The organism is Aurantimonas sp. NFXS3, assembly GCF_049132005.1.
Classification (GTDB): Bacteria; Pseudomonadota; Alphaproteobacteria; order Rhizobiales; family Rhizobiaceae; genus Aurantimonas; species Aurantimonas coralicida.
The window spans coordinates 292,169-316,901 of the sequence record NZ_JAGDDZ010000001.1 but is presented as its reverse complement, the minus strand read 5'-3'; the positions used below and the strand labels follow the sequence as shown (position 1 = coordinate 316,901).

Below are 24,733 nucleotides of genomic sequence, written 5' to 3'. Positions count from 1 at the left end.
GTATCAGTCCCGCTTGAACACGACGCGGCCGAACCAGCCCATGAAGATCGCCAGCGCGACGGCGAACAGCCCATAGAGAAACGCGTAATTGCGGGCGAAATCGTCGACCACCGCCTCGAAGCCGGTCTTGATGACCAGCAGCGGCTCGCTGCTCTGGCGGATGAAGACGCCGTTGCGAAACAGGAAGGCACGGACCGTGTGATTGCCCACCGGCAGATCGGCCGGCAGTTGCAGATCGGCGCGGAACAGGGTGGCGCTGACGAATTCGACGCTGCCGATCGTCTGGTTGTAGAGGCCGCGCTCGCGGCGGATCCGGCGCAGCGCGGTCGCATATTCGTCGCGGTTGGGCACCAGCGCCGGAGCATCGTCGGTCGGCGCCGAGATCACCAGGCTTTCCGGCTCCGGGAACACGTGCGAGCGGCCGCCCTCGCTGGTGCTCAGCCGCAGATCGTCGATGCCCATGGAGAGGCTGACCCGGAAGCTCTCGCGGGTGATGTCGCTGAGCGGGCGCGTCGAGGCCAGTGCGTAGGAGGCCGGCGCGATGTCGAAGGTCTCCGATCCGCGATTGATCCACAGGCCGAGCGTGCGTTCCTTCTTGCGCACCACCACCGGCTGGCGCGGACCGACCAGCGAGACGACGATGTCGTAGCGCTGCTGGCGCAGGATCCGGGCATCGGCATTGTCGAGCGCGCCGAAGATGACCAGCCGGGTGCCGGAAAAGTCGGAGGTGATGCCGATGCGGTCGGTGGAGAGCCCGATCTCGAAGGTTTCCAGCGCCTGCCCCGCCACGGGACCGGGCACGGCCACCATCAGGGCGCATGCCGCGACGAGGCCGGTCAAGCGTTGCCCCGCAAACCGGCGGCAGCGATCGAGAAGGGAGGAGACGGCCGCCCTCATCCGATCTCTCCGCTCGGCATGCTCGTGGAATAGGGCTCGGTCGGCGTCGACACCAGCTCGAAGCCGAGCCGCAGGGCGACCGCCAGAACGAGCAGCGCCAGCAATGCCCGCAACTGGTCGCCGCGCAGCTTGCGGCCGGCCTCGGCCCCGAACTGCGCGCCGATCACGCCGCCGAGCATCAGGAAGAAGGCCAGCACCACGTCGATCGTGTGATTGGTCGAGGCCTGCAGCACGGTGGTCACGGCCGCGGTGAAGATGATCTGGAACAGCGAGGTGCCGATGACGACGTTGGTCGGCACCCGCAGGAGATAGATCAGCGCGGGCACCATGATGAAGCCGCCGCCGACGCCCATGATGCCGGCCAGCGTGCCGATCAGGAAGCCGATGCCCAGCACCGGAATGACCGAGACGAACAGCTTGGAGCGCTGGAAGCGCATCTTCAGCGGCAGGCCGTGGATCCAGTTGTGCTTGCCGGAGCGGCGGATTTCGCCCGACCCGCCGCTCGAGCGCCGAAGCGACTGGATGCTCTCGACCAGCATCAGCCCGCCGACGCCGCCCAGAAACACCACGTAGAGAAGCGACACGACCAGATCGAGCTGTCCGATCCGCCTGAGCAGCGTGAACAGGGCGACACCCGCCGCCGAGCCCGCCGTACCGCCGATCAGCAGCACCGTGCCGAGCTTCAGATCGACCGTGCCGCGCTTGTAGTGGGCGAGCGCCCCGGAGAAGGACGACGCGATCACCTGGTTGGCGCCGGTGGCCACGGCCACCGCCGGGGGGATGTTGTAGAAGATGAGCAGCGGGGTGATCAGAAAGCCGCCCCCGACCCCGAACAGGCCCGACAGGAATCCCACGGCGGCGCCCATCCCGAACAGGACGACCAGATTGACCGAAAGTTCCGCGATCGGGAGATAGAGGTTCACGTGCGGTCCGGCTCAAGGGGTTGATGGAGCCAAGGAAAAGGGGGCCGAACCGTCTTGGCCCGAACCCCCTTGCCTGTCAAATCCGCGATGTCGGCGACGCGCCCCGCAGCACGGTGTCTCAGCCGTCCTTGCGCGCCAGCAGGGCCCGGATCAGCGTCTCGTCGATGCTGCCGTCCGCGGTCAGCCCGGCTTCCTTCTGGAAGGCCTTGATGGCGGCCGTGGTCTGCTGGCCGACGACGCCGTCCGGCTCCCCCGGCTCGTAGCCGAGCTTGATCAGGATAGCCTGGATGTTGCGGATCGCCCGCTTCATGTCGATGGACGAGGTCTGCATCGGTGCGGTGCTGTCGGCCCAGTCGGCCGGAACGTCCACGGTGTTCACCGCCTCGTCGCGCGGCTTCGGCGTGAAGCCCGCGACCTTCTCTTCCGCCGACTTCAGCCGTTCCGGCGTCAGCGACTTGGCAACCTCGTCGCGCTTGCGACCGGCATCCTCGTCGCCGGCCGTGGCGACGATCGAGAACCATTTGAAGGATTCCGTCAGGTCCTGGTCGACGCCGGCCCCTCGGGCATAAAGAATGCCGAGATTGTACTGGCTGTCGGTCATGCCGTATTCGGCGGCCTTTTCGAACCACTGCGCCGCCAGCTTCGGCTCCGACTTGCCGTCGACCCCGGTGGCGAACAGCACCGCCAGATTGTGCATGGCGCGCACGTTGCCCTGCTCGGCGGCCTTGAGATACCAGTCGCGCGCCGCGATCGTGTCGCGCTCGACCCCGTTGCCCTTCTCGTAGAGCGTGCCGAGGCTGTACTGGGCCGGCGCGAAGCCGCGCTCGGCGGAACTGGCGAACCATTCAGCCGCGACCGCCGGCTTCGGCTCCGAGTCGCGGCCTTCCATCAGCCGCAGGCCGATCTCGAAGATCGCCTTGGGGTCGCCGGCTTCTGCCGCATCGGTCAGGGCCGCATTGCCGATACCGTCCGGGATCGGCGGAACCGGGCCGACCGAGCTCATGGCCGCAGCGGCCCCGGCATTGGCGACGTCGGCGCCGCTGGTGGGGGTGAAGCCGGCAGCGCCCGGTGCGCCCGACAGGGAACGGCTGATCAGCGTGTCGGCGGCCTTGGCCGGCGTCGCCGTCGCAACCTCGTCGTCGATCGCACGCGGTCCGGCCGGTGTCGGCGACAGCGCCGCGGGCGACATCAGGGCATCGCTGCCATCGGTGCCGGCCTCGGCGGTGCGCGTGTCGTCCGATCCGGCGCTCGCGGGCGCCGTGCCATCGGTCCGGTCGGCAGCCGCAGACGCCGCAGGCGCGGCCGCCTCAGGGGTACTGTCCGCGACGAGCGGTGTCGTGGTCGCCTGCTCAACGAGAATTTCGGGCTGGCTGGTGTCGGCGACCAGTTCGTCGCCATCGGATGGCGCGTTCAGCGCCTGGCCGAGCGGCAGCGCCATCAGTGCCAGGAGCACCGCGCCGATCGCCATGAGGATCGGCTTGCGCCGGCGCGCGATGAAATCGGTGACGCCCCCGCCGCGCTCGTCGCTGTCATCGGCCTCGCCGGAGCGCAGGCCCTCGGCTTCGGAGGCGGCGGCCATGGCGGCGCGCCGCGCGGCGGCGATGAAGTCGGCGCGGCCGCCCTCGTCCGCCTCGCCGGTCTGGCCAGCCTGCTGGGCCCGCACCCGCTGCAGCAGCGCGGCGATGTCCGGCGTGCCGGAGCCGATGGCGAGCGGCCGGTTGGCCTCGTCGGATTCGAAGATGTCGGCAGCGTCCAGCGACGGGGCCTCGACCGGCGGCACCGGGCTCGACACCGCGTCACGGTTCCCCGGGAACTCGGCGACCATGACCTCCGGGTCGTCCCCCTGCCGTGCCGCGTCGGCACGTCCGGTGACGGCATCGGCATCGACCGCTGCCCTGCCGGCACCGAGCTTGCGGCCGAGAAGTCCGCGCAGGCCACGCGGCGCCTGCGGTTCGGCGGCAGCGGCGACCTTCGGCTCGGCCTGGACGAAGCGCGCCTCGCCGGCGGCGGCGCCCGCGCCGTCCTCGCCGCGATCCCTGCGCTGCATCTCGTTGTCGATGGTGTCGATCCGCTCGACCAGCCGGATCAGCGTCGCATGGACCGTCTTGTAGAATTCCTGCGACTGCTCGCCGGTCTGGCGGGAGAAGGCTTCCAGCGAACGCAGGTCCTCGGACAGCTGCGCCACATGCCGGCCCTGGCGCAGATCGCCGGATTCCATCATCTGGCGGATCGCCTCGTCGGCGGCGGCGCGGGCGGAAACGACGATGGCGTCGCGGTTCTCGTCCAGCCGGCGCTCGATGTCGGCCAGGCGCTCGTCGAGTTCCGGATCGATCATGGCACCGGACATGCCGCCCTCGCCGATCTGGTCCGACAGGCGGGCGATCTGGGCGCCCAGCGAACGCACCATCTCGTCATTGACGCGCGAGGCGGAGGTGGTCTCGATCTGCTCGGCCAGCGTCTGCAGCCGGTTCTCGATGGCGACCGCTTCGAGGGACGATCCCTCGCTGGCATTGAGGAGATGCTCGAGCCGCGTCGAGAAGCGCTCGATCCGCTCCGCCAGATCGGCGGCGGCGGTTCCGTCGGCGAGCGATTCGATCCGGTCGGACAATTCGCCGATGCGGCCGGACAGCAACTGGGTATCGCCCTCTTCGGCGAGGTGGTCGACGCGGGCGGTCAGGCTCTGCAGCCGGGCCTCGATCCGCTCGACCGGGCTCATGTCGATCGCCGGCGTCCGGCTCGCCGCCGCGACGATGGCGCGGGAGATCTCGTCGAGACGCTCCTCGAGCTGGGCGAAATGATCGAGTTCGAATTCGTCCTGCTGCTGCTTGGCGATCGCCTCGATGCCGACGGCCAGCGCGTGTACCCGCTGCTCCAGTGGGGCGATGGCCAGCGTCTCGGGCAGCTTGGCAAGCGCGGCCTCGAGCTGCTCCATGCGGCCCGACATCGCCTCGATCTTGCCTTCGATCTCGCGCGAGGCGAACTTGTCCTCCAGCGCGTCCCAGCGCTCCTCGACGGCCCGCATCGACTTTTCGGACGCCAGCGTCTCCAGCTTGCCGCGCAGACCGTTGATCTCGGTCTTGAGCATGTCGGAAATGCCGCCCTCGGCAAACTCCTGGAACACCGCCGTGTGGCGCGCCTCGAACTCGTCCAGCCGGCGCTCGACCGACTTGACGTGATCCTCGCTGGCGAGCGACCCGAGCGACACGCGGATGCGCTCCAGCTCGTCCTTCAGGTCGCGGCGGGCCCGGGTGTCCTCTTCGGCCCGGTCGCTGAATTCGGTGCCGACCGCGTCCCAGCGCCGGCCGAGATCCTTCACGGTCTCCTCGCGGGCCATCTCGCCGACGAGCGAGCGCATGGCTTCCAGCTCCTTGCGCAGCGACTGCACGGCTTCGCGATCGGCGCCGCCATCGGCCATCCGCGACAGCCCGTCATCGACCCGGGCGATCTCGGCGTCGATCGTCTCGGCGCTGGCGCGGTCGGCGATCATGGTGCGCAGGTCGTCGAAGGCGTGCCGCATGTCGTCGAATCGCGACTTCAGGCTGCGGTCCATGTCGGCGCGCAGTTCGGTGCGCAGACGCTCGAGGTCGCGGGAGATATCGGAGCCCGGTGCCGCGTCGCGGGTCTGGCGGCGGGGAGCCGGCGCGGCCGCCGCCGCACCGTCGCGCACGTCGCCGTTTTCGCGGTCGAGCATCTGCTGGCGCATGACGATCTGCGACACAGCTTCGGAGAGTGTCGGCCGGTTCGGCCGCTGGCCGTCGGCGGACTTGGCGACGGATTTCAGGCGGGTTGCGGTCCGCGGAGCAGCCGCGGGCTCCGCCGCGACGTCGGCGACAGGTCGCGGCGCCGCCTTGGCGGAACTCATCTGGGTCAAACGGAGTTCTAGTTCTTCCAGGGTACGGCTGAGCGTATCGAGGGACGAATCGTCGCGGGGCGATCCACCTTGCGCCAATTTCGACTTCTTCTCGGCCATATCACATTCCCGATCGGCTTGAGCCTCGCTGGGCCGGCTCCGGTGCCTGCTGGTGTCTGGAGCAAATTCGTCCAACAGGGTTAATTGCGGGTTAACCCCATTACCGCTTTGTTAGTGAATAACACCGGAAGCCGACCCGAGGCTGGACCGTCAATTGACGCTACGTCTTGTAACAGCCTCAATTCGCGCGTTATTCGCCGCACAATGGCCTATGTAGCCGAAACAGGATGAGTCGCCGGCCCTCGGGTGCGAGCCGTTCAAACGAATGCGCAGTTACGGAATTCAAGACATGACCAATCTGAAGCTCGCCGAACGCGAAGACGACACGACGTCGATCGACATCGGCTTTCTGCTCAACCTCGACGATCAGGCGGCGACCGATAAGGAGCTGTTCAAGATCGGCGACCTGTCGAAGGAATTCGGCGTCACGCTGCGCACCCTCCGCTTCTACGAGGATCGCGGTCTTCTGGCGCCCGAGCGCCGCGGCACCACGCGCCTCTACAGCCGTCACGACCGGACCCGGCTGCGGCTGATCCTGCTCGCCAAGACGCTGGGCTTCTCGCTGACCGAAGCCAAGCAGATGATCGAGATCTATCATCAGCCCAACGGCAAGCGGAAACAGCTCGAGGTCGTGCTGGAGCGCTTCGAGGAGCAGCAGGAGATCCTGCAGGACCAGAAGCGCGAGATCGAGGATTCGATCCACGCCATGGACGTCTCCATCAACTATGTCCGCGCCCGGCTGAACGAAGTCACCGACTGATTATCCGGCGGGCGCGTCTGACGATGCGCCCGCCGCTTCCCTGCCCGGTCAGGCCGCCGCCGCGCTTCGCGCCGCCGCATCAGCCCTGGTCCCGGCTTCGCGCACGCCGCGCGTTTCCTCGCCGCTCTCCATATCCCCTTCCGCGACATCGCGCGTGTCACCCACCCATGCGACATCATGGGGGTCCGTCGCCGTCGATCAGCCGTTGACGTTTACGTCAAAGTTAGCGATAAGCCGCCGACGCTCGAGACGGAGGAATCGCATGCCGACCTACCAGGCCCCCACCGAAGACACGCTGTTCGTCCTGAACGACCTGCTCGGCTTCGACCGCTACAACAATCTTCCCGGTTTTGCGGACGCGTCGCCCGACGTCGTCGAAGCAATCCTCGGCGAGGCCGGCCGCGTCGCCAGCGAAGTGCTGCAGCCGCTGAACCGGGTCGGCGATCTCGAGGGCTGCACCCGCGCCGCCGACGGTTCGGTGACGACGCCCAAGGGCTTCAAGGCCGCCTACGACACCTTTCGCGAAGCCGGCTGGGGCAGCCTGCCCTTCGATCCCGAATATGGCGGCCAGGGCCTGCCGCACACGCTCGCCACCGCCGTGTCGGAATACATGTCCTCGGCCAACATGGCCTTCGCCATGTATCCGGGCCTGACCGCCGGCGCGATCGCCGCGATCTCGGTTCACGGCTCGAACGAGCAGAAGCAGACCTACCTGCCGAAGATGATCGAGGGCTCGTGGACCGGCACCATGAACCTGACGGAGCCGCATTGCGGCACCGATCTCGGCCTCTTGCGCACCAAGGCGGTGCCGCAGGATGACGGCAGCTACCGCATCTCCGGCCAGAAGATCTTCATCTCCGCCGGCGAACACGACATGGCCGACAACATCGTCCATCTGGTCCTCGCCCGCATCGAGGGCGCGCCGGAGGGCGTGAAGGGCATCTCGCTCTTCATCGTACCGAAATTCGTCCTCGACGCCGACGGCAATCCGGGCGAGCGCAACGGCGTCGTCTGCGGTTCGCTCGAAGAGAAGATGGGCATCCACGGCAACGCCACCTGCGTCATGAACTACGACGACGCGACCGGCTACCTCATCGGCGAGGCCGACAAGGGCCTGCGCGCCATGTTCACGATGATGAACGAGGCGCGGCTCGGCGTCGGCGTCCAGGGCCTGGCGATCTCGGAAGTCGCCTACCAGAACGCCGTCACCTATGCCCGCGAACGCATCCAGGGCCGCTCGCTCGCCGGCGCCAAGGCACCGGAGAAGAAGGCGGACCCGATCATCGTCCATCCGGACATCCGCCGCATCCTGATGACCATCCGGTCGATCAACGAGGCCGGCCGGGCGCTGGTCCTGTGGACCGCGCTGAAGGGCGACCTGTCGCATCGCGCCGAGGAGGAGAAGGATCGCCAGGCCGCCGACGACTGGATGGGCCTGATGACCCCGGTCATCAAGGGTGTCCTGACCGACAAGGGCTTCGACAACGCCGTGATGGCCCAGCAGGTCTATGGCGGCCACGGCTATATCGGCGAATGGGGCATGGAGCAGTTCGTCCGCGACGCCCGCATTGCCCAGATCTACGAGGGCGCCAACGGCATCCAGGCGCTCGACCTCGTCGGCCGCAAGCTCGGCCTGAACGGTGGCCGCGCGGTGCAGTCCTTCTTCGCCGAGGTCGGCCAGTTCTGCGAGGAGAACCGCGCCAACGAGGCGATGGCGCCCTTCACCAAGGCGCTGAAGAAAGGTCTGAACGACCTGCAGCAGGCTACCATGTGGCTGATGCAGAACGCCATGGCCAAACCCGACAACGCCGGCGCCGCCTCGACCGACTACATGCATCTCTTCGGCCTCGTCGCCATGGGGTACATGTGGGGCCGCATGGCCAAGGTCGCGCAGGAAAAGATCGCCGCCGGCGCCAATGGCCGCTCGGAGTTCATGGAGAAGAAGCTCCTGACCGCGCGCTTCTACATGGAGCGGGTGATGCCGGAGAGCGCCGCCCATCTGGCGCGCATCTCCACCGGCGCCGATTCCATGATGGCGATGGACGCCGACGCCTTCTAGGCGGCGACCGCCCGGGAGGGCGTCCGGCAGCGGCGGCCATTGCCTTGGCGCTGCCGGGTGGCCATGTCGGAGGCGACCGGACACTGCACCCGTCGCGCCCTGGCGACGGGCCGACCCGGCCCAAACGGCCGGGTCCATGAGGATTTCATCGCGGCATACGGCGCGCCGCCCGCAGGCGGCCTGGGCGCGCGGAACACGGAGGAACATCAATGACCGAAGCCTATATCTACGATCACGTCCGCACGCCCCGCGGCCGCGGCAAGAAGGACGGCGCGCTGCATGAGGTGCCCGCCGTGCGCCTCGGCGCCAAGGTTCTGGAAGCCCTGCGCGACCGCAACGGCATCGACACCCGCACCGTCGACGACATCATCTTCGGCTGCGTCGATCCGGTCGGCGAGGCCGGCTCGGTGATCCCGCGCGCCAGCGCCTTCGAGGCCGGCTACGACTTCGCCGCTCCGGGCATGCAGATCTCGCGCTTCTGCGCCTCCGGTCTCGACGCGGTGAATCTCGGCGCCGCCAAGATCGCCCAGGGCGCCGAGGACATCGTCATCGCCGGCGGCGTGGAATCCATGTCGCGGGTCGGCATGGGCATGTCCGGCGGCGCCTGGATCATGGATCCGTCCGTGGGCATTCCGTCCTATTTCATGCCGCAGGGCGTCTCGGCCGACCTGATCGCCACCAAATACGGCTTTTCGCGCGACGACGTCGACGCCTATGCCGTCGAGAGCCAGAAGCGTGCCGGCAAGGCTTGGGAAGAGGGCCGCTTTGCCAAGTCCGTCGTCCCGGTCAAGGACCAGAACGGTCTGACCATCCTCGACCGTGACGAGCACATGCGCCCGTCCACCGACATGCAGTCGCTCGGCAGCCTCAACGCCTCCTTCGCCATGCATGGCGAGATGGGCGGCTACGACGCCGTCGGCATCCAGGCCCATCCCGAGATCGAGGGGGTCAATCACGTCCATCACGCCGGCAATTCCTCCGGCATCGTCGATGGCGCCGGCGCCGTCCTGCTCGGCTCCAAGGCCGGCGGCGAGGCCCTCGGCGTCAAGCCGCGCGCCCGCATCAAGGCCTTCGCCAATATCGGCTCCGATCCGGCGCTGATGCTCACCGGCCCGGTCGACGTGACGGAAAAGCTCCTGAAGCGCGCCGGCATGACCATCGGCGACATCGACCTGTTCGAGCTGAACGAAGCCTTCGCGGCCGTCGTCCTGCGCTACATGCAGGCCTTCGACATCGACCATGACAAGATCAACGTGAATGGCGGCGCCATCGCCATGGGCCATCCGCTCGGCGCCACCGGCGCGATGATCTTCGGCACGGTGCTCGACGAGCTCGAGCGTCAGGGCAAGCAGACCGCGCTGGTCACCCTGTGCATCGGCGCCGGCATGGGCACCGCCACGATCATCGAGCGGGTCTGAGGCGACATGCTGCCGGGGCTGGGGTCAGGCGACGTGCTGGACACCGATCTCATGCGGATGCACCGCGAGCGCCGGCAGCGTCTCGAAGGCCGGCTTGGCGAAGTAGTAGCCCTGGAACAGGGTGACGCCAGCCGCCTTCAGCGCCGCGAACTCGGCCGCCGTCTCGACGCCCTCGGCCAGCACCGTGATGTCGAGCTCGCGGGCGACAAACAGGGTCGCCGCGAGGATCGCCTGGCGGGCGCGGCTGGTGTCGATGCCGCGCACGAGATGCATGTCGATCTTGATCAGGTCGGGCTGGAAATCGGCGAGGAGGCCCAGCCCGGCATAGCCGGCGCCGAAATCGTCGAGGGCCGTGATGAAGCCCATCTTGCGGTACTCGGCGATGATGTTCTGCAGATGCGCGACGTCGGTCATCTGCTCGCTCTCGGTGAACTCGAACATGATCGAGGTCAGCGGGAAGCTGCTCTTGCGGGCGGCCGCAAGGGTCGCGCGCAGGCAGGCGGACGGCTCGTAGACGGCGTTGGGCAGGAAGTTGATCGACAGATGCGGCAGCTCGCCGGCGGGGAACAGCTGCGACGCCAGCGAGATCGCCTTCACCCGGCAGGCCTGGTCGAAGCGGTATTTCTGGTCGGCCGAGACCTGCGACAGAATGTTGTAGGCGCCCTCCCCGTTGAGGCCCCGCACCAGGGCCTCGTAGCCCCAGACCCGCTCCGACGCGATGTCGAGGATGGGCTGGAAGGCCATGGAGAACTGGAAGTCCAGCGGGCGGGAAGTCTGGCAGCCGGGGCAGGCGGTTTCGGACATGGGCAGCAACTCGTCGGTGCGTATGAAGGCCCGTATTGTAAGGGTCGAGTGGTTTAACAACCCTGAAAGTTTCACACCCCTGCCGGTGGCAACGCCTTGGCGGGACATGGAAAATGATAGACGGCAAGCGTCCGATCTGGGAGCGAATTGATGAACAGCGAGAACTTCACCATCGAGATCGACGGCGACGGCCTGGCCCTTGTCACTTGGGACATGCCCGGTCGCTCGATGAACGTCTTCACCCAGGAGGTCACGGGTGAGTTCGACGCAATGGTCGACGAGATGGTCGCCGACGCGGCGGTCAAGGGCGTCGTCATCACCTCCGGCAAGACCGGCTCCTTCACCGGCGGCGCCGACCTGAAGATGCTCTCCGGCATGTTCGAGAGCTTCGAGGCGAAGAAGCGCGAGAACCCCGACGAGGCGATCCGCGAGCTCTTCGACGGCGCCGGCCGCATGTCCTGGATCTGGCGCAAGCTGGAGACCTGCGGCAAGCCCTTCGTCGCGGCGATCAACGGCACCTGCATGGGCGGCGGCTTCGAACTGGCGCTCGCTTGCCACGGCCGTGTCGCCACCACCAGCGCCAAGATGGGCCTGCCCGAGGTCAAGGTCGGCATCTTCCCCGGCGCCGGCGGCACCCAGCGCGTACCGCGTCTGACTGACACCCAGAGCGCCCTGCAGATGCTGCTCAAGGGCTCCACCCTGACCGCCGACAAGGCCAAGGGCATGAAGCTGATCGACGCGGTCGTGTCGCAGGACGAGCTCGTCGCCACGGCCAAGGAGATGCTGAAGTCGGGCCTCTCGGCGGTGAAGCCGTGGGACCAGAAGGGCTTCAAGCTGCCCTCCGGCCCGGTCTACTCGCCGCAGGGTGCACAGGTCTGGCCGGCGGTCGCCTCGCTCTACCGCAAGGAGACCAACGACAATTATCCCGGTGCCCGCGCCATCGTGAAATGCGTCTATGAGGGACTTCTCGTCCCCATGGACACCGCGCTGACCATCGAGCAGCGCTACTTCACCGAGGTCCTGCAGACGACCGAGGCGGCGATGATGATCCGCTCGCTCTTCGTCTCCATGCAGGAACTCAACAAAGGCGCCCGCCGGCCGAAGAACGTGCCAGCCAGCGATCTGAAGACGGTCGGCATCATCGGCGCCGGCTTCATGGGCGCCGGCATCGCCTATGTCGCGGCCCAGGGCGGCCTCGACGTCGTCCTCATCGACCGCGACCAGGAGGCCACCGACAAGGGCAAGGCGCATTCGCGCAAGCTGATGGAAGGCCTCGTCTCCAAGGGCCGCGCCACCAAGGAACAGGCCGAGGCCGTGCTGGCGAAGATCACCGCCACGCCGGACTATGACGCTCTGAAGAATGCCGACCTCGTCGTCGAGGCAGTGTTCGAGGACCGCGACGTGAAGGCCGAGGTGACGAAGAAGGTCGCCGCCGTCCTGCGCAAGGATGCGATCTACGCGTCCAACACCTCCACCATCCCGATCACCAGCCTGGCCGAGGCCTTCGAGGACCAGGAGCGCTTCATCGGCATCCACTTCTTCTCGCCGGTCGACCGGATGATGCTGACCGAGGTGATCCTCGGCGAGAAGACCGGCGACAAGGCCCTGGCCGTCGCGCTGGACTTTGTGCGGGCCATCAAGAAGACGCCGATCGTCGTCAACGATACCCGCGGCTTCTTCGCCAATCGCTGCGTGCTCCGCTACATGTCGGAAGCCTACGACATGCTGGTCGAGGGCGTGCCCCCGGCGATGATCGAGAATGCCGCCAAGTTCGCCGGCATGCCGGTCGGCCCGCTCGCCCTCAACGACGAGACCGCGGTCGATCTGTCGCTGAAGATCATGAAGGCGACCATGCGCGACATGGGCGAGGATTCGGTCGATCCGCGCCACTTCAAGCTGGTCGAGCAGATGAACGGCGACGGCCGGCTCGGCCGCAAGGCGGGCAAGGGCTTCTACGACTATCCGGCCAAGCCCGCCAAGAAGTCGCTGTGGCCCGGCCTGAAGGACATGTTCGAGCAGCAGCCGGCCGACCAGATCGACTTCGAGGAGCTCAAGCAACGCTTCCTCGCCACCATGGCGCTGGAAGCGGCGCGCACCATGGAGGAAGGCGTCGTCGTCGACCCGCGCGAGGCCGATGTCGGCTCGATTCTCGGCTTCGGCTACGCGCCCTATACCGGCGGCACGATCAGCTACATCGACGGCATGGGCACCAAGGCCTTCGTCGCGCTCTGCGAGAAGCTGGCCGCCAAGCATGGCGAGCGCTTCGAGCCGACGCCGCTGCTGCGCGAGATGGCGAAGACCGGTGAAACCTTCTACGGGCGCTTCCCGCCGGAAGGCTCGAAGGCCGAAGCCGCCTGATCAGGCTTCCTGCAAGGCCAGCCAGACATGGGGGAGGACCGGAACCGGTTCTCCCCCTTTTTCTTGCGCGCGAGCGGCGAATGCTTTTCATTCAGTGACGAAACGGTTTGCAACGCCGAACGGCCATAATTTAAAGCTTTAAGACAAGACGAGGGACGTTCGCACCGACGCGCCAGCCATGGCGCGCAGAAATTTGCGGCAGGCGCGCCCCGGAGCTGCCATCGGCGCCCGGCGCGGCACGCGGCCGACGAGGAGAAGCAGGATGACGAGGGGGCCGCGCAATCGACATCGGCCGAGCGAGGAGGCGATCCGCAGGCGCCTCGTCGAGCGTCGTTCGGATTACGATCGCCGGCAGGCCGATACTGGCTGGGTCGACCGTCTGGTCCAGGGCAGGCAGCCGAGCGGACGGCTGTCGAACCGCGGCCGGCCGCCCGGCTTCTTCACCCGCCTGCGGCGGCGGCCCATCACCGCCTATATTCTGGCGACGATCGCCTCGGTGGCCATCGTCGCCGCGCTGACGCCGACGCTCCTGCGCACGAGCACTCCGGCCGGCAACGCCCCGCAGGTCTCGCAGTCGACGCCCGCGGCATCCGACGACGCGGCCATCGCCCGGCGCATGGCCGATGCCATGACGCCGGTGGCCGAACGGGTCGCCTCGGCCGAGACCGGCGGTCGCCTGCGCCCCGCCATCGCCGCGATGCCCGAAACCGTCGCCCGCCCCCCGGCCATGAGCGAGGCCGCCGTGGCCGCAGCACTTAATCTGCGCCTGCCGCCGGATGCGGCCCAACTTATCGCAGCCGTCGAGAATCCCGATTATCTGAGCACGACCGGCAGCGTCGGCCCGATCATCGCCGACGCCGACAGCATCGAACCGCCACGCCCCGGCGCGATCGATCTGGACACCGTCGCGCCGCTCGGGCCGATCGTCCCGCAGGTCCCGACAGCGCAGACGCCGCCGTCGACCGATTCCGCCCCCCTCACCGTCGAGGAAGCCCTGCGCGGCACCACCCCCGCGGTCCCTGTCGACGGCGCCCCCGCGCAGGAGGAGCTCGCGGCCGCACAGCCTGAGGACGGCCCGGGCGGCATCGTCACGGCCAGCGTCAACATGCGGGCCAAGCCGGAGAACAACGCGACCATCGTCGCCGTCCTGGAAAAGGGCATGGCGGTCACCGTCATCGCCTGCACCTCCTGGTGCGAGGTCTCGGCGAATGGCCAGCGCGGCTTCGTCTTCCGCGATTTCGTCGACCAGCGCGGCTGATAGGCCAGCCCATGCCCGGTCACGGGCATGGCGACCATTGGCAATGCGGCCCCGGCCTCAGCAGATGGTGACGTTGACGGCGAGCCCGCCCATCGCGGTTTCCTTGTACTTCTCGCTCATGTCGTTGCCGGTCTGGCGCATCGTCTCGATGACATTGTCCAGCGAGACGAAATGCGTGCCGTCGCCTTTCAGGGCCAGGCGCGCGGCGTTGATCGCCTTCACCGCGCCCATCGTGTTGCGCTCGATGCAGGGGATCTGCACGAGCCCGCCGATCGGGTCGCAGGTCAGGCCGAGATTGTGCTCCATGGCGATCTCGGCGGCGTTCTCCACCTGTCGCGGCGTCCCGCCGAGGACGGCGCAAAGACCGGCCGCCGCCATCGAGCAGGCGACGCCAACCTCGCCCTGGCAGCCCATCTCGGCCGCCGAGATCGAGGCGTTCTGCTTGTAGAGCGCACCGATCGCCGCGGATGTCGCCATGAAGGTGATGACGCCGTCGTCCGTCGCGCCGTGCACGAAGCGCTCGTAATAGGCCAGCACCGCCGGGATGACGCCGGCCGCCCCGTTGGTCGGCGCGGTGACGACCCGGCCGCCGGCGGCGTTCTCCTCGTTCACGGCCAGCGCGTAGAGATTGACCCAGTCGAGCGTCGTCAGCGGATCGCGCAGCGCCTTTTCCGGCTTTCGCAGAAGCTCGTTGTGGAGCTGCTTGGCCCTCCGACGCACGTTCAGCCCGCCCGGCAGGATGCCGTCCATCCGGCAGCCGCGCTCGATGGAATCGAGCATCGCATCGCGAATGCCCAGAATGCCGTCGCGGATCTCGGCCCGCGAGCGCCAGGTCTCCTCGTTGGCGAGCACCGCCTCCCCGATCGACAGGCCATGCGCCTCGCACAGCGCCAGAAGCTCGTCGCCGGAGCTGAATTCGTAGGGTGCGCGGGCATTGGTCAGCACCGGTGTCTCTCCGGCAGCGTCTTCTGCCGACATCACGAAACCGCCGCCAACGGAGTAATAGTCCGCCCTGTCGATCTCCCGGTCCGCCGCGTCGAAGGCGGTGAAGCGCATGCCGTTGGAATGGTGCGGCAGCCGCTCGCGCTTCAGGAAGATCAATTCCTCGCCGTCGCGAAACGGCACGCGTTGGCCGCGGTCGAGCTGCAGCTCGCCCTTGTCGCGGATATAGGCGAACAGGTCCTCCGCATCGTCGGGGTCGAGCGTGTCGGGCTGCAGGCCGGCCAGGCCGAGCATCACCGCCTTGTCGGTGCCGTGGCCCGTGCCGGTGAGCGCCAGCGAACCGTAGAGATGCACGACGACCCGCGCCGTCTCGCCCTTCAGCCCGCGATCGTCGAGCCGGTCGAGAAAGCGGCGCGCCGCCCACATCGGCCCCACCGTGTGGGACGATGACGGCCCGATCCCGATCTTGAACAGCTCGAACAGGCTGATGGACATGCGGCCTCCCCCTCAACCTCGCAAAAAGAGACTGCTTTGGCCGGCCATGCAAGCCGTCAGGCGGGATGCTTGTGCTTGCGCCGGAACAGGCCGCGCTTCTCCGCCGTGGGGGCGGGATCGCGCCGCGAGCTCTTGCCCAGCGTGTCGGCGACCCGGGCGCCGCGTTCACCGATCGGCCTGGGCGGGTCGTTTACCGTGTCGTGCGCCGTCTGGTGCTCCATCTCGGCATTGATCTCGGCGCCGATGATGAAGATCAGCGAGGAAATCCACACCCACATCATGAAGCCGATGACGGCGCCGAGCGAGCCGTACATGGCGTTGTAATTGGCGAAGTTCTGCAGGTACCAGGAGAAGCCGAGCGAGGCGAGCAGCCAGACGACGGCCGCCAGGAGCGCGCCCGAGACCACCCATTTCCAGCGGGCGCGCCGGCGGCTGGGCCCATACCGATAGATCATCGCGATGGCGACGACGATCAGCCCGAAGACCACCGGCCAGCGCATCGCCGCAATCATCATCTCCGAAAAGCTCTGCAGGCCGAAGACGGCCATGACCACCGGAACGACGCCGACGGTGACGATCAGCACGATGCCGATGAAGATCGCGCCGAGGGTGAAGCAGAAAGCGACGAGGTTCAGCTTGAAGAAGCTGCGCTGCTCGCGCTCGCCATAGGCGACGTTCATCGCCTCGAACAGGGTCTTGATGCCGTTGTTGGCGCTCCACAGCGCAAACAGCAGGCCGCTGACGAAGCCCAGCGACAGCGACGAGGAATCCTGGCTCACCAGGCGCGCCAGCTGCGATTCCAGGAGCTCGGTGCCGGCCGTCGGCAGGAACTGGCCGATGAAGGCGATATGTTCGCCGATCGAGACCGGGTCGGCGACGAAGCCGTAGAGCGAGACGAAGACGGCGAAGGCCGGAAACAGCGCCAGCAGCAGGTAGAAGGTCGCGCCGGCGGCGATCAGCATGACGCGATCGTCGAAGAACGAGGCGTAGATGCGCAGGCTGATGTCCTTCCACCCCTTCCAGGGGATCGACATCGGTCCGCCGGCGCTGCGGCCGCGCCCCGGCTCGCTGGCCCGGCGGCGGGTTTCCTCGCTGGTATGCGCCGCGAACTTCAGATCCATGCCGTCATTCCGTCCCTGCCATCGCATGCCGCCGCGATACGCCGCGCGTCGGCAGCCCCGTCCATAAGGCTGGAAGAGCATATGGCACCAACCATGGCCGCTGCCCAGCGGCGCACGGACGCGCAAAGGCAGACCTAGCTGCTTCCGAAGAATTTGACGCTACGATATGGACAGCGGCACGATGGCGCTTTAAGACCGGTCAGAGGTATTTATTCCTCTGACGCAGACCGGGCTTCGCACACGATGTTTTCCCATGACCGGATATGGCTGGCGATCGACGCCCTGGCGACCCGCCACCGGATGTCGCCCTCCGGCCTCGCCCGGCGCGCCGGCCTCGATCCGACGACCTTCAACAAGTCCAAGCGCAATGCCAGTGACGGACGCCCGCGCTGGCCCTCGACCGAATCCATCGCCAAGGTCATCGCCGCGACCGACACCAGCATCGAGGAATTCGCCGCGCTGATGCGCGGCGAAACGCCGGGCGGTCCCCGCTCGCCCAGCCCCGCCATGAGCGTGCCGCTGCTCGGCTTTGCCGAGGCCGGTGGCGGCGGCTTCTTCGACGATTCCGGATTTCCGGCCGGCCAGGGCTGGGACGAGATCGCCCTGCCCTCGACCGGCGACGAGACGGTCTATGCCCTCGAGGTATCGGGCCAGTCGATGATGCCGCTCTACCGCGATGGCGACATCCTCATCGTCTCCCCGGCCGCCGCCGTCCGGCGCGGTGACCGGGTCGTGGTGCGCACCCGCGAAGGCGAGGTGATGGCCAAGATCCTGCAGCGCCAGACCAGCCGCACCATCGAGCTGGCGTCGACCAATCCGGATTTCCCCGACCGCCAGTTCCAGATGGACGAGGTGGAATGGATGGCGCGCATCCTGTGGGCCAGCCAGTGATCCTGCAGCCGCGTCCCGGCGGCGGGACGAGCCGGCCCTGCGCGGGATCGGCGGTCGTCGGCGCGTGATCCGCACACTGCTCGCAGCCCTCGGCCTTGCGGCGCTGGCCGCTCTCCTCTTTTGGCTGTTGCCGTCCCCCGACGAACTGCAGGAGCCGGCCCGCATTGTCCCGTCGGCGGCGGAGCAATCGGCCGAACCGGCAGCGCCCTCCGCTCCCGGGGCGCCCGAGCCGGCACGCGCCCCGAACGACGACGGCCTAGCGCCCCGCCTCGGCCGGAACGTCACGCCCGACGGCATCACCAGCGGCCCCGCGACGGACGGCCCGCTGCGCCGCCTGCCGCCGCGCGCGCCCGACCCGTCGCCGCAGCAAGCCACCGAGCCCGAAAACGCCGAAACCCGGCAGATCCTGTTGCCCCGCCCGATCGCGCGCGACACCGCGCATCTCACAATCGGCCGCGGCACGATCGCCCTGCCCGGCATCGCCGCGCTCCCGCTGGAACGCAGTTGCGGCGAGGGCGCGAACGCCTGGCCCTGCGGCATGCGGGCGCGCACAGAGCTGCGCAATTACCTGCGCTCGCGCTCGATCCGCTGCGAGGTCCCGGAGGATTTCGGCGAGCGCGACGAGACAATCACCAGCGCCTGCACGCTGCGCGGCGACGATGTCGGGGCATGGATCGTGCGCAATGGCTGGGCCGAGGCGGCGCCCGGCGGTCCCTATCAGGACGCCGAGGCCGAAGCCCGGCGCGAGAAGCGCGGCATCTGGCGATAGACGGCGGCGAACGCCCGCCACCGGTTTGTTCGCGTGGGGACGGGGCCGGGCGTCAGGCGCCCGAAGCCAGCCGGCCTTCCAGTGCGTCGCGGATCAGGGCGCGGGTTTCAGCAAGGCCGTAAAGCGCCGCGAAGGAGCCGAAACGCGGACCTTTTTCCTGTCCGATCAGGATCTGGTAGAGCGCCTGGAACCACTCGCCGGAGACGCCCGGCCCGCCCTGCGGCCCCGACTTCTTGTGGTCCTGATACCGCTCGATCGGCCGGGCGACGTCCAGCAGCGCGTTCTGGATCGCCTCGCCATCGGCATCGGCCGGCAGCGCCGCAAAGGCGGCATCGAGCGATTCCAGCGCCTCGCGCTCGACCGCGTCAGGGGCCCGGAACGTCTTCGCCGGCCGGACGAAATCCTCGTAATAGCGCAGCGCATAGCCGACGAGCTGGTCGAGTTCGGGATCGGTCTCGGCGGTCACCCCCGGCGCGTAGCGGGTGATGAAGCCCCACAGGGTCGACGCATTCGACGCGTTGGAGGCCGAAACGAGGTTGATCAGCATGGCGAAGGGCACCGGCACGCCCTTGGCCGGCGGCGTTCCGTTGTGGATGTGCCAGACCGGGTTCTGCAACTGCTGGCGCAGTTCCTGGCGCTGATAGGCGGAGACGAACTGGTAGTAGTCGTCCACCGCCTTCGGGATCACGTCGAAGAACAGCCGCTTGGCCGCGCGCGGCTTGCCGAACATGTAGAAGGCCAGGCTCTGCGGCGAGGCATAGGACAGCCATTCGTCGATGGTCAGGCCGTTGCCCTTCGACTTGGAGATCTTCTGCCCGCTCTGGTCGAGGAAGAGTTCGTAATTGAACCCCTCCGGCGGCGCCGAGCCCATCGCCCGGCAGATCTTCGACGACAAGGTGACGGAATCGATCAGGTCCTTGCCGGCCATCTCGTAGTCGACGCCGAGCGCCGCCCAGCGCATGGCCCAGTCGGCCTTCCACTGGCACTTCACTGCGCCGCCGGTCACCGTGGTCTCGATCCGCTCGCCGGTCTCCGGGTCGAGATAGGCGATCATGCCGCGCTCGACGTCGCGTTCGACGGTCGGCACCTGCAGGACGATGCCGGTGCGCGGATGGATCGGCAGGAAGGGCGAATAGGTCGCCTGCCGCTCGGCACCGAGCGTCGGCAGGATGATCGCCCGCACCTCGTCATAGGCGGCGAGCATCTTCAGAAGCGTCGCGTCGAAGCGGCCGGAGGCGTAGTAGTCGGTGGCCGAGGCGAATTCGTAGTCGAAGCCGAACCGGTCGAGAAAGGCCCGCAACCGCGCATTGTTGTGGGCGGCAAAGCTCGGATAATCGTCGGAGAACGGGTCGGGCACCCGCGACAGCGGCTTGCCGATATGGGTCGCCAGCATCTCGCGGTTCGGCACGTTGTCCGGCACCTTGCGCAGGCCGTCCATGTCGTCGGAGAAGCACAGGAGCCGCGTCGGCACCGCGCCGTCGGTCAAGACCGTGAAGGCGTGGCGGACCATCGAGGTCCGCGCGACCTCGCCGAAGGTGCCGATATGCGGCAGCCCCGACGGGCCGTAGCCGGTCTGGAACAGGACTTCCGCCGGCATGCCGCTCTTCTCGAAGCGCTTCAGGAGCTTGCGCGCTTCCTCGAAGGGCCAGGCATTCGACGCCATGGCTTCGGTCCGCAAGAGATCGACGTCGACGGTGTCCGGCTGCGGGCTCGGCATGAAGGCATTCCTCGAAAATCCGGGTCCCGGGCGTCCGCGCGCACTGCGAAGGGGACGCGCAGATTGCCGGGGGACCGTCAGGTGCCGCCCGGTCTAGAAAGAAGCCGGCGGCGCGTCAACAAAAGCCGCCCGCGCCGAATGACGGCTTGTTGCAGCCGCCCCGGGTGCATAGCTTGCCGAGGGTAGCCCTGAAGCAAGGAAGGCAGACAATGTCGGATCTCGGACCGCGCGAAGCCCTGGTTCATCTCATGGTGTCGATGGCCGCGGCGGATGGCGCGATCAGCGACCACGAGCTGCGGGAACTGCAGGCCATCCTCGACACTCTGCCGGTCTTCGAAGGTTTCGACCGGGGCCGGCTGAACGGCATTTCCGAGCGCTGCAGCCATATTCTCGAACAGGAAGACGGGCTGCAGACGATCATCGACAACCTGATGTCGGCGCTGCCGCAAAAGCTGTACGAAACGGCCTATGCGCTGGCGATCGAGGTTGCCGCCTCCGACGTCCACGCCAGCCAGCCGGAACTGCGCTTCCTGGAAATGCTGCGCGACGCCTTCGAGCTCGACCGGCTGACCGCGGGCGCGATCGAGCATTCCGCCCGGGTGCGCTACCGGCGCCTCTAGCGGCGCGCCGTCAAAAGGCGCTGACCGGGAAGTAGCGCAGCAGCAATTCGGAAAACCGCTTGCTCTCGACGAGCTGGCCGATCGCGTAGTCGAAGGCCCGGGCGAGTTCCTCGTCCTTCGGCGCCACGGCGATCGACAGTCCTTCGCCCAGAAAGCGGTCCGACAGGAACGGTCCGCCGGAGAACCCGCAGCAATCCTCGGCGGCGTTGCTCTCCAGCCAGAAGGACAGGCCGACGCCGTCGCCGAAATGGGCGGCGACCTCGCCCTTGCGCAAAGCGGCAAGTCCGTCGTCGCGGGTAGGATACAGCCGCCGGTCAATCTGCGGAAAGAAGCTGCGCAGCATGGCCGCATGGGCGCCGCCCTCGGCAACGCCCACCGGCTTGCCGGCCAACGTGTCGGCGACCGGCTCCTTCACCGGCGCCTCCTTGGTGGTCACGAAGCGTGCCGGGTACCGGAAATAGGGTTCGGTGAAGGCGAGCTCGCGCCGGGTGTCGGGGGTCATCGACAGGCCGGCAACGATCGCCTCGCCGTCGCCGCGCTGAAGTGCGGGCACCAGGTCGCGAAACGCCATCGCCTCGATCTGACAGCGCGGCAGGATATCCAGCTCCTCGCAGATCGCCCGGACGAGATCGACATTGAACCCCGCCAGCCGGCCACGCCGGTCGAGGAAGTTGAACGGCGGGTAGTTGGTCGTCGTCAGGAAGCGGATGCGCGTGCGCGCGCCGAGATCGGGCTTGGTCATGCGCTGGCGCTGGTCGAAGAAATTCGGCGTCGCCACCTGGGCCTTCACGGTTGCGGCGCCGGTCACCACATCCCCGAGGAATCCAGCGGCGGACACGAGTATTCCAACCAGCAACAACCCTGACGCGAAACATACCCGCATAGATTTCTTTCCCTTGCGTCATCACTCGCGCACGATGCAACCGGGTGCCGGCCGGCGCCCCGGCACTTCATCCTGGAGCGGGTCGTTTGCGTGCGTGACGATCAGACCGATCCTCGAACGGCTTATGCGGCGGGACCTTATGGCCCGCAACCGGCCATACGCAAGAATGCCCGCTTCACGCGTCCGAAACCGCTCGATACTCCGTTGCAACCGCCGGGCGGCGCCCGCTTCGCCGGAGGCGTCACCGGCCGCGTGATCGCCCGGCTGGGCCTGACCGCGGAAGCCCTCGGACGCGCCCGCCGCGCGGCAGCCGAGAACCGGACCGACCTCGCCGCCGAACTGATCGCCGGCCGGCACGTGACCGCCGATCGCCTCACACGCCTGATGGCGGAGGCGCTGGATCTGCCCCACGAGCCCATCGGCCCGGACGAGCGGATCATCGGCCTTCGCGATCTCCAGCCTGCCGGGTCTCCGCGCCTTCTGAAGACTTGCGGCGCGGATCTGGAGACCAAGCTGTTCCTGCGCCCGCGCCTTGAAGATCTCGACCGGGTCGCCGCACTGCTCGCCCTGCAGCCGGACGTCCGACGCAGAGCGCGCTTGACCACTGAGGCCGACATCGGCGCGGCCCTGGCGTCCCGCAGCGCCGCGCGGCGCATAGAGGATGCCACGCTCAGCCTCGCCCGGAGCGCGCCGCGCCACTCGGCCCGGACCGTCGTCGAGGCCGGCCAGGCAGCGATACTGGCCTTTGCCGCCTGCGCCGTTCTCGCCGCCTTCGCTATGGCCCCGTCCGCAACCGCTGCGGTCCTGCATCCGCTGTTCGGCATCGCCTTTGCCGCCTGTCTCGCCATCCGCATCGTCGCGGCGCTGCCGGCCCCTCCCAAGCCCAAGCCGAACGCGGATATGGAGACAGGCCCCCTGCCCGTCTATTCGGTCCTCGTCGCGCTGTATCAGGAGACGGGGGTGATCGAGCGCCTCGTTGCGTCCCTGTCGCGTCTCGACTGGCCAACCAGCCGCATCGAGATCAAGCTGGTCTGCGAAGCCGACGATCCGGCGACCATCGCCGAGGCGCGCCGCGCCACGGCCGGACTGCCGCAGTTCGAGATCGTCGCCGTGCCGCCCGGCGAGCCGCGCACCAAGCCGAAGGCGCTGAACTTCGTCCTGCCGCTCTGCCGCGGCGAGTTCATCGCGCTCTACGACGCCGAGGACGAGCCGGACCCCGGCCAGTTGCGCGAGGCCTTCCACAGCTTCCGGAGCGGCCCCGGTGACCTCGCCTGCCTGCAGGCGCCGCTCGTCGTGCGCAACGGCCAGCAGAACTGGCTGGCCGGCCTGTTCGCGCTGGAATATGCGGCGCTGTTCCGGCGGCTGCTGCCGTGGCTTGCGCGCCATCGCCTGCCGATGCCGCTGGGCGGCACCTCGAACCATTTCCGCCGCCATTGCCTGACGGCGGTGGGCGGGTGGGATTCCCACAATGTCACCGAGGACGCCGATCTCGGCATGCGGCTGTATCGCGAAGGCTGGGCGATCGGCACGCTGACACGGCCGACGCTGGAAGATGCCCCCGAGCGCTGGCCGGTCTGGTATCGCCAACGCACGCGCTGGACGAAGGGGTGGCTGCAGACCTGGTTGGTCCACATGCGTCAGCCGCTCAGGCTGTGGCGCGAACTCGGCCCGGTTAGCTTCGCGGTGTTCCAGATGCTGTTCGTCGGCATGCTGGCCTCGGCGCTGATCCAGCCGGTGTTTCTCGTTCTGGTGCTGTCGACACTGGTGTCGGCGCTGAATCACGGCCTGCCCAGCGGCCTCGCCGGCCTGATCTTCGCGCTCGACCTGTTCAACGCGACCGGCGGCTTCATCGCCTTTATCGCGCTGTCACTGCCGGCGCTGCAGCGGGAGGAACGCGCCGCCTTGCCGAAATATTACGCGCTCGTTCATCTCTACTGGCTGCTGATCGCGCTCGCGTCGCTGCGCGCGGTGGTCCAACTCGCGCGCGATCCCCACCGCTGGGAGAAGACCCATCACGATATCCGCGCCCGGGCCGACCTCTGCGACCAGCGCTACCGCACCGAACCGCATTTCAGCGCCAGCTAGGCGTCTCTGCCCCTGCGTGTGAAAGGTCCCGTGGGCGGGCCTCTCTCAACGCAAGACGGGCGGCCATACCGACCACCCGTCTCTTGAAAGTCGCCTGCGCCGACCCGGCGGTCGCACCGCCGGATGGCGTCAGTGCCCCTTGAGGCCATCCCGCAGGCGCTGAGCCTGGATGGCTGCGCGGGCATACTGTTCCCAGGCGGAGCGGACAGCCATCAGATTGACGTTCATTGCCTCGGCAAGGCTTTCGAGTTCATCGAGCTTGGCCGCGCTCTTGGTGAACTTTCCGGCCAGATCGCCGCTCACGTCGCCCTTGCGCGCGCTTTCGATCATCCCGGCGAGACTGCGGCCGTGTTCCTCGATCTCCGGCAGGATCCGCGTCAGCGCCTGGTTCAGGCGGAGCCGTTCGGCTTCCGCCGTCTCGAGCTGGGGACGTAGCTGCTCCATCAGCCGCGCCGCGTTGCGGCATTCGCGGCCGTGCCGGTCGAGATCATGGCCGAGCCCGGTGAAACCACCCTCGATGCGGCGCGGCAACCGCGGCACCGGTTCGTCCATAATCAGCGGCGGTCCCGACAGCACATTCGACGCCGCACTCGGCTTGTCGCTGCGATCAGCGAAGTCTCTCGACAGTTCCTCGGTGAGAAAGTCGCTCATATCTGGGGTGGTATCCTTGGCTGCCGTCATCGTGGACATGCTATTCTCCCGCAATGCCGCTGGATTGCTTGTTGATGATTAAATATGCACGGCTGCGAGCGGCCGGCCACCG

At 67.8% G+C, this 24,733-nt stretch carries 18 protein-coding genes; 9 read left to right on the top strand and 9 right to left on the bottom strand.

The genetic code is table 11. The annotated features are described in order from the left end of the window. Positions 1–3: 3 nt before the first annotated feature. The 3 genes from J3367_RS01345 to J3367_RS01335 all read right to left on the bottom strand — a co-directional run bounded on the left by J3367_RS01345 (position 4) and on the right by J3367_RS01335 (position 5,682). On the bottom strand, positions 4–840 hold the full coding sequence (locus tag J3367_RS01345; RefSeq protein WP_230785494.1) for a TIGR02186 family protein: 837 nt from the start codon (positions 838–840) through the stop codon (positions 4–6). Between the two features lie 53 nt (positions 841–893). Then, positions 894–1,820 carry a sulfite exporter TauE/SafE family protein gene (locus J3367_RS01340; protein WP_024349096.1) on the bottom strand — a complete coding sequence of 309 codons (927 nt, stop codon included), beginning with the start codon at positions 1,818–1,820 and terminating at the stop codon, positions 894–896. A gap of 118 nt (positions 1,821–1,938) precedes the next feature. After that, positions 1,939–5,682 (bottom strand): peptidoglycan-binding protein, encoded by a 3,744-nt coding sequence (locus J3367_RS01335; RefSeq protein WP_024349097.1) that lies wholly within the window; start codon positions 5,680–5,682, stop codon positions 1,939–1,941. A 397-nt stretch (positions 5,683–6,079) separates the two neighbouring features. Between J3367_RS01335 and J3367_RS01330 the strand changes: the two genes are divergently transcribed. The 3 genes from J3367_RS01330 (at position 6,080) to J3367_RS01320 (ending at position 10,027) form a co-directional block, all read left to right on the top strand. After that, positions 6,080–6,550, top strand: coding sequence for a MerR family transcriptional regulator (locus J3367_RS01330; protein WP_035694435.1), 471 nt, complete (start codon positions 6,080–6,082; stop codon positions 6,548–6,550). Positions 6,551–6,812: 262 nt separating this feature from the next. After that, a complete protein-coding gene (locus J3367_RS01325) occupies positions 6,813–8,609 on the top strand; it encodes an acyl-CoA dehydrogenase C-terminal domain-containing protein (protein ID WP_421460042.1) in 1,797 nt (598 codons plus the stop codon). Positions 8,610–8,818: 209 nt separating this feature from the next. Further along, entirely contained in the window at positions 8,819–10,027 is a 1,209-nt protein-coding gene (locus J3367_RS01320; protein ID WP_024349100.1) for an acetyl-CoA C-acetyltransferase, read from the top strand. 24 nt (positions 10,028–10,051) lie between these two features. Here J3367_RS01320 and J3367_RS01315 read toward each other — a convergent pair whose 3' ends face one another. Then, the gene (locus J3367_RS01315; RefSeq protein WP_024349101.1) at positions 10,052–10,831 is read right to left on the bottom strand and encodes an EAL domain-containing protein; all 780 of its coding nucleotides are present in this window, start codon (positions 10,829–10,831) and stop codon (positions 10,052–10,054) included. Between the two features lie 150 nt (positions 10,832–10,981). On the opposite strand from J3367_RS01315, the gene J3367_RS01310 reads away from it, so the two are divergent. Both J3367_RS01310 and J3367_RS01305 read left to right on the top strand, forming a co-directional pair. Next, positions 10,982–13,189, top strand: coding sequence for an FAD-dependent oxidoreductase (locus J3367_RS01310; protein ID WP_024349102.1), 2,208 nt, complete (start codon positions 10,982–10,984; stop codon positions 13,187–13,189). Between the two features lie 262 nt (positions 13,190–13,451). After that, positions 13,452–14,447 (top strand): SH3 domain-containing protein, encoded by a 996-nt coding sequence (locus tag J3367_RS01305; RefSeq protein ID WP_024349103.1) that lies wholly within the window; start codon positions 13,452–13,454, stop codon positions 14,445–14,447. Positions 14,448–14,504: 57 nt separating this feature from the next. Here the strand turns inward: J3367_RS01305 and J3367_RS01300 are convergent, their stop codons facing one another. Continuing rightward, the gene (locus J3367_RS01300; protein ID WP_024349104.1) at positions 14,505–15,884 is read right to left on the bottom strand and encodes an L-serine ammonia-lyase; all 1,380 of its coding nucleotides are present in this window, start codon (positions 15,882–15,884) and stop codon (positions 14,505–14,507) included. A gap of 56 nt (positions 15,885–15,940) precedes the next feature. Further along, positions 15,941–17,005, bottom strand: a complete 1,065-nt coding sequence (locus J3367_RS01295) for a YihY/virulence factor BrkB family protein (protein WP_024349105.1) — start codon at positions 17,003–17,005, stop codon at positions 15,941–15,943. 243 nt (positions 17,006–17,248) lie between these two features. Here J3367_RS01295 and J3367_RS01290 point away from each other — a divergent pair, with 243 nt between their 5' ends. Then, complete coding sequence (locus J3367_RS01290; RefSeq protein ID WP_024349106.1) at positions 17,249–17,896, top strand: LexA family transcriptional regulator; 648 nt, start codon at positions 17,249–17,251, stop codon at positions 17,894–17,896. A gap of 64 nt (positions 17,897–17,960) precedes the next feature. Further along, entirely contained in the window at positions 17,961–18,665 is a 705-nt protein-coding gene (locus J3367_RS01285; RefSeq protein WP_024349107.1) for a thermonuclease family protein, read from the top strand. Positions 18,666–18,717: 52 nt separating this feature from the next. Here the strand turns inward: J3367_RS01285 and J3367_RS01280 are convergent, their stop codons facing one another. Next, on the bottom strand, positions 18,718–20,382 hold the full coding sequence (locus tag J3367_RS01280) for a lysine--tRNA ligase (RefSeq protein WP_024349108.1): 1,665 nt from the start codon (positions 20,380–20,382) through the stop codon (positions 18,718–18,720). Between the two features lie 209 nt (positions 20,383–20,591). On the opposite strand from J3367_RS01280, the gene J3367_RS01275 reads away from it, so the two are divergent. Next, the gene (locus tag J3367_RS01275) at positions 20,592–21,002 is read left to right on the top strand and encodes a tellurite resistance TerB family protein (RefSeq protein WP_024349109.1); all 411 of its coding nucleotides are present in this window, start codon (positions 20,592–20,594) and stop codon (positions 21,000–21,002) included. A 10-nt stretch (positions 21,003–21,012) separates the two neighbouring features. Here J3367_RS01275 and J3367_RS01270 read toward each other — a convergent pair whose 3' ends face one another. Next, positions 21,013–21,840, bottom strand: coding sequence for a transporter substrate-binding domain-containing protein (locus tag J3367_RS01270; protein ID WP_244495395.1), 828 nt, complete (start codon positions 21,838–21,840; stop codon positions 21,013–21,015). Positions 21,841–22,089: 249 nt separating this feature from the next. Between J3367_RS01270 and J3367_RS01265 the strand changes: the two genes are divergently transcribed. Beyond that, a complete protein-coding gene (locus J3367_RS01265; RefSeq protein WP_024349111.1) occupies positions 22,090–23,970 on the top strand; it encodes a glycosyltransferase in 1,881 nt (626 codons plus the stop codon). Positions 23,971–24,099: 129 nt separating this feature from the next. On the opposite strand, the gene J3367_RS01260 is transcribed toward J3367_RS01265, so the two are convergent. Beyond that, a complete protein-coding gene (locus J3367_RS01260) occupies positions 24,100–24,660 on the bottom strand; it encodes a hypothetical protein (RefSeq protein WP_228238186.1) in 561 nt (186 codons plus the stop codon). Between the last annotated feature and the right edge of the window lie 73 nt (positions 24,661–24,733).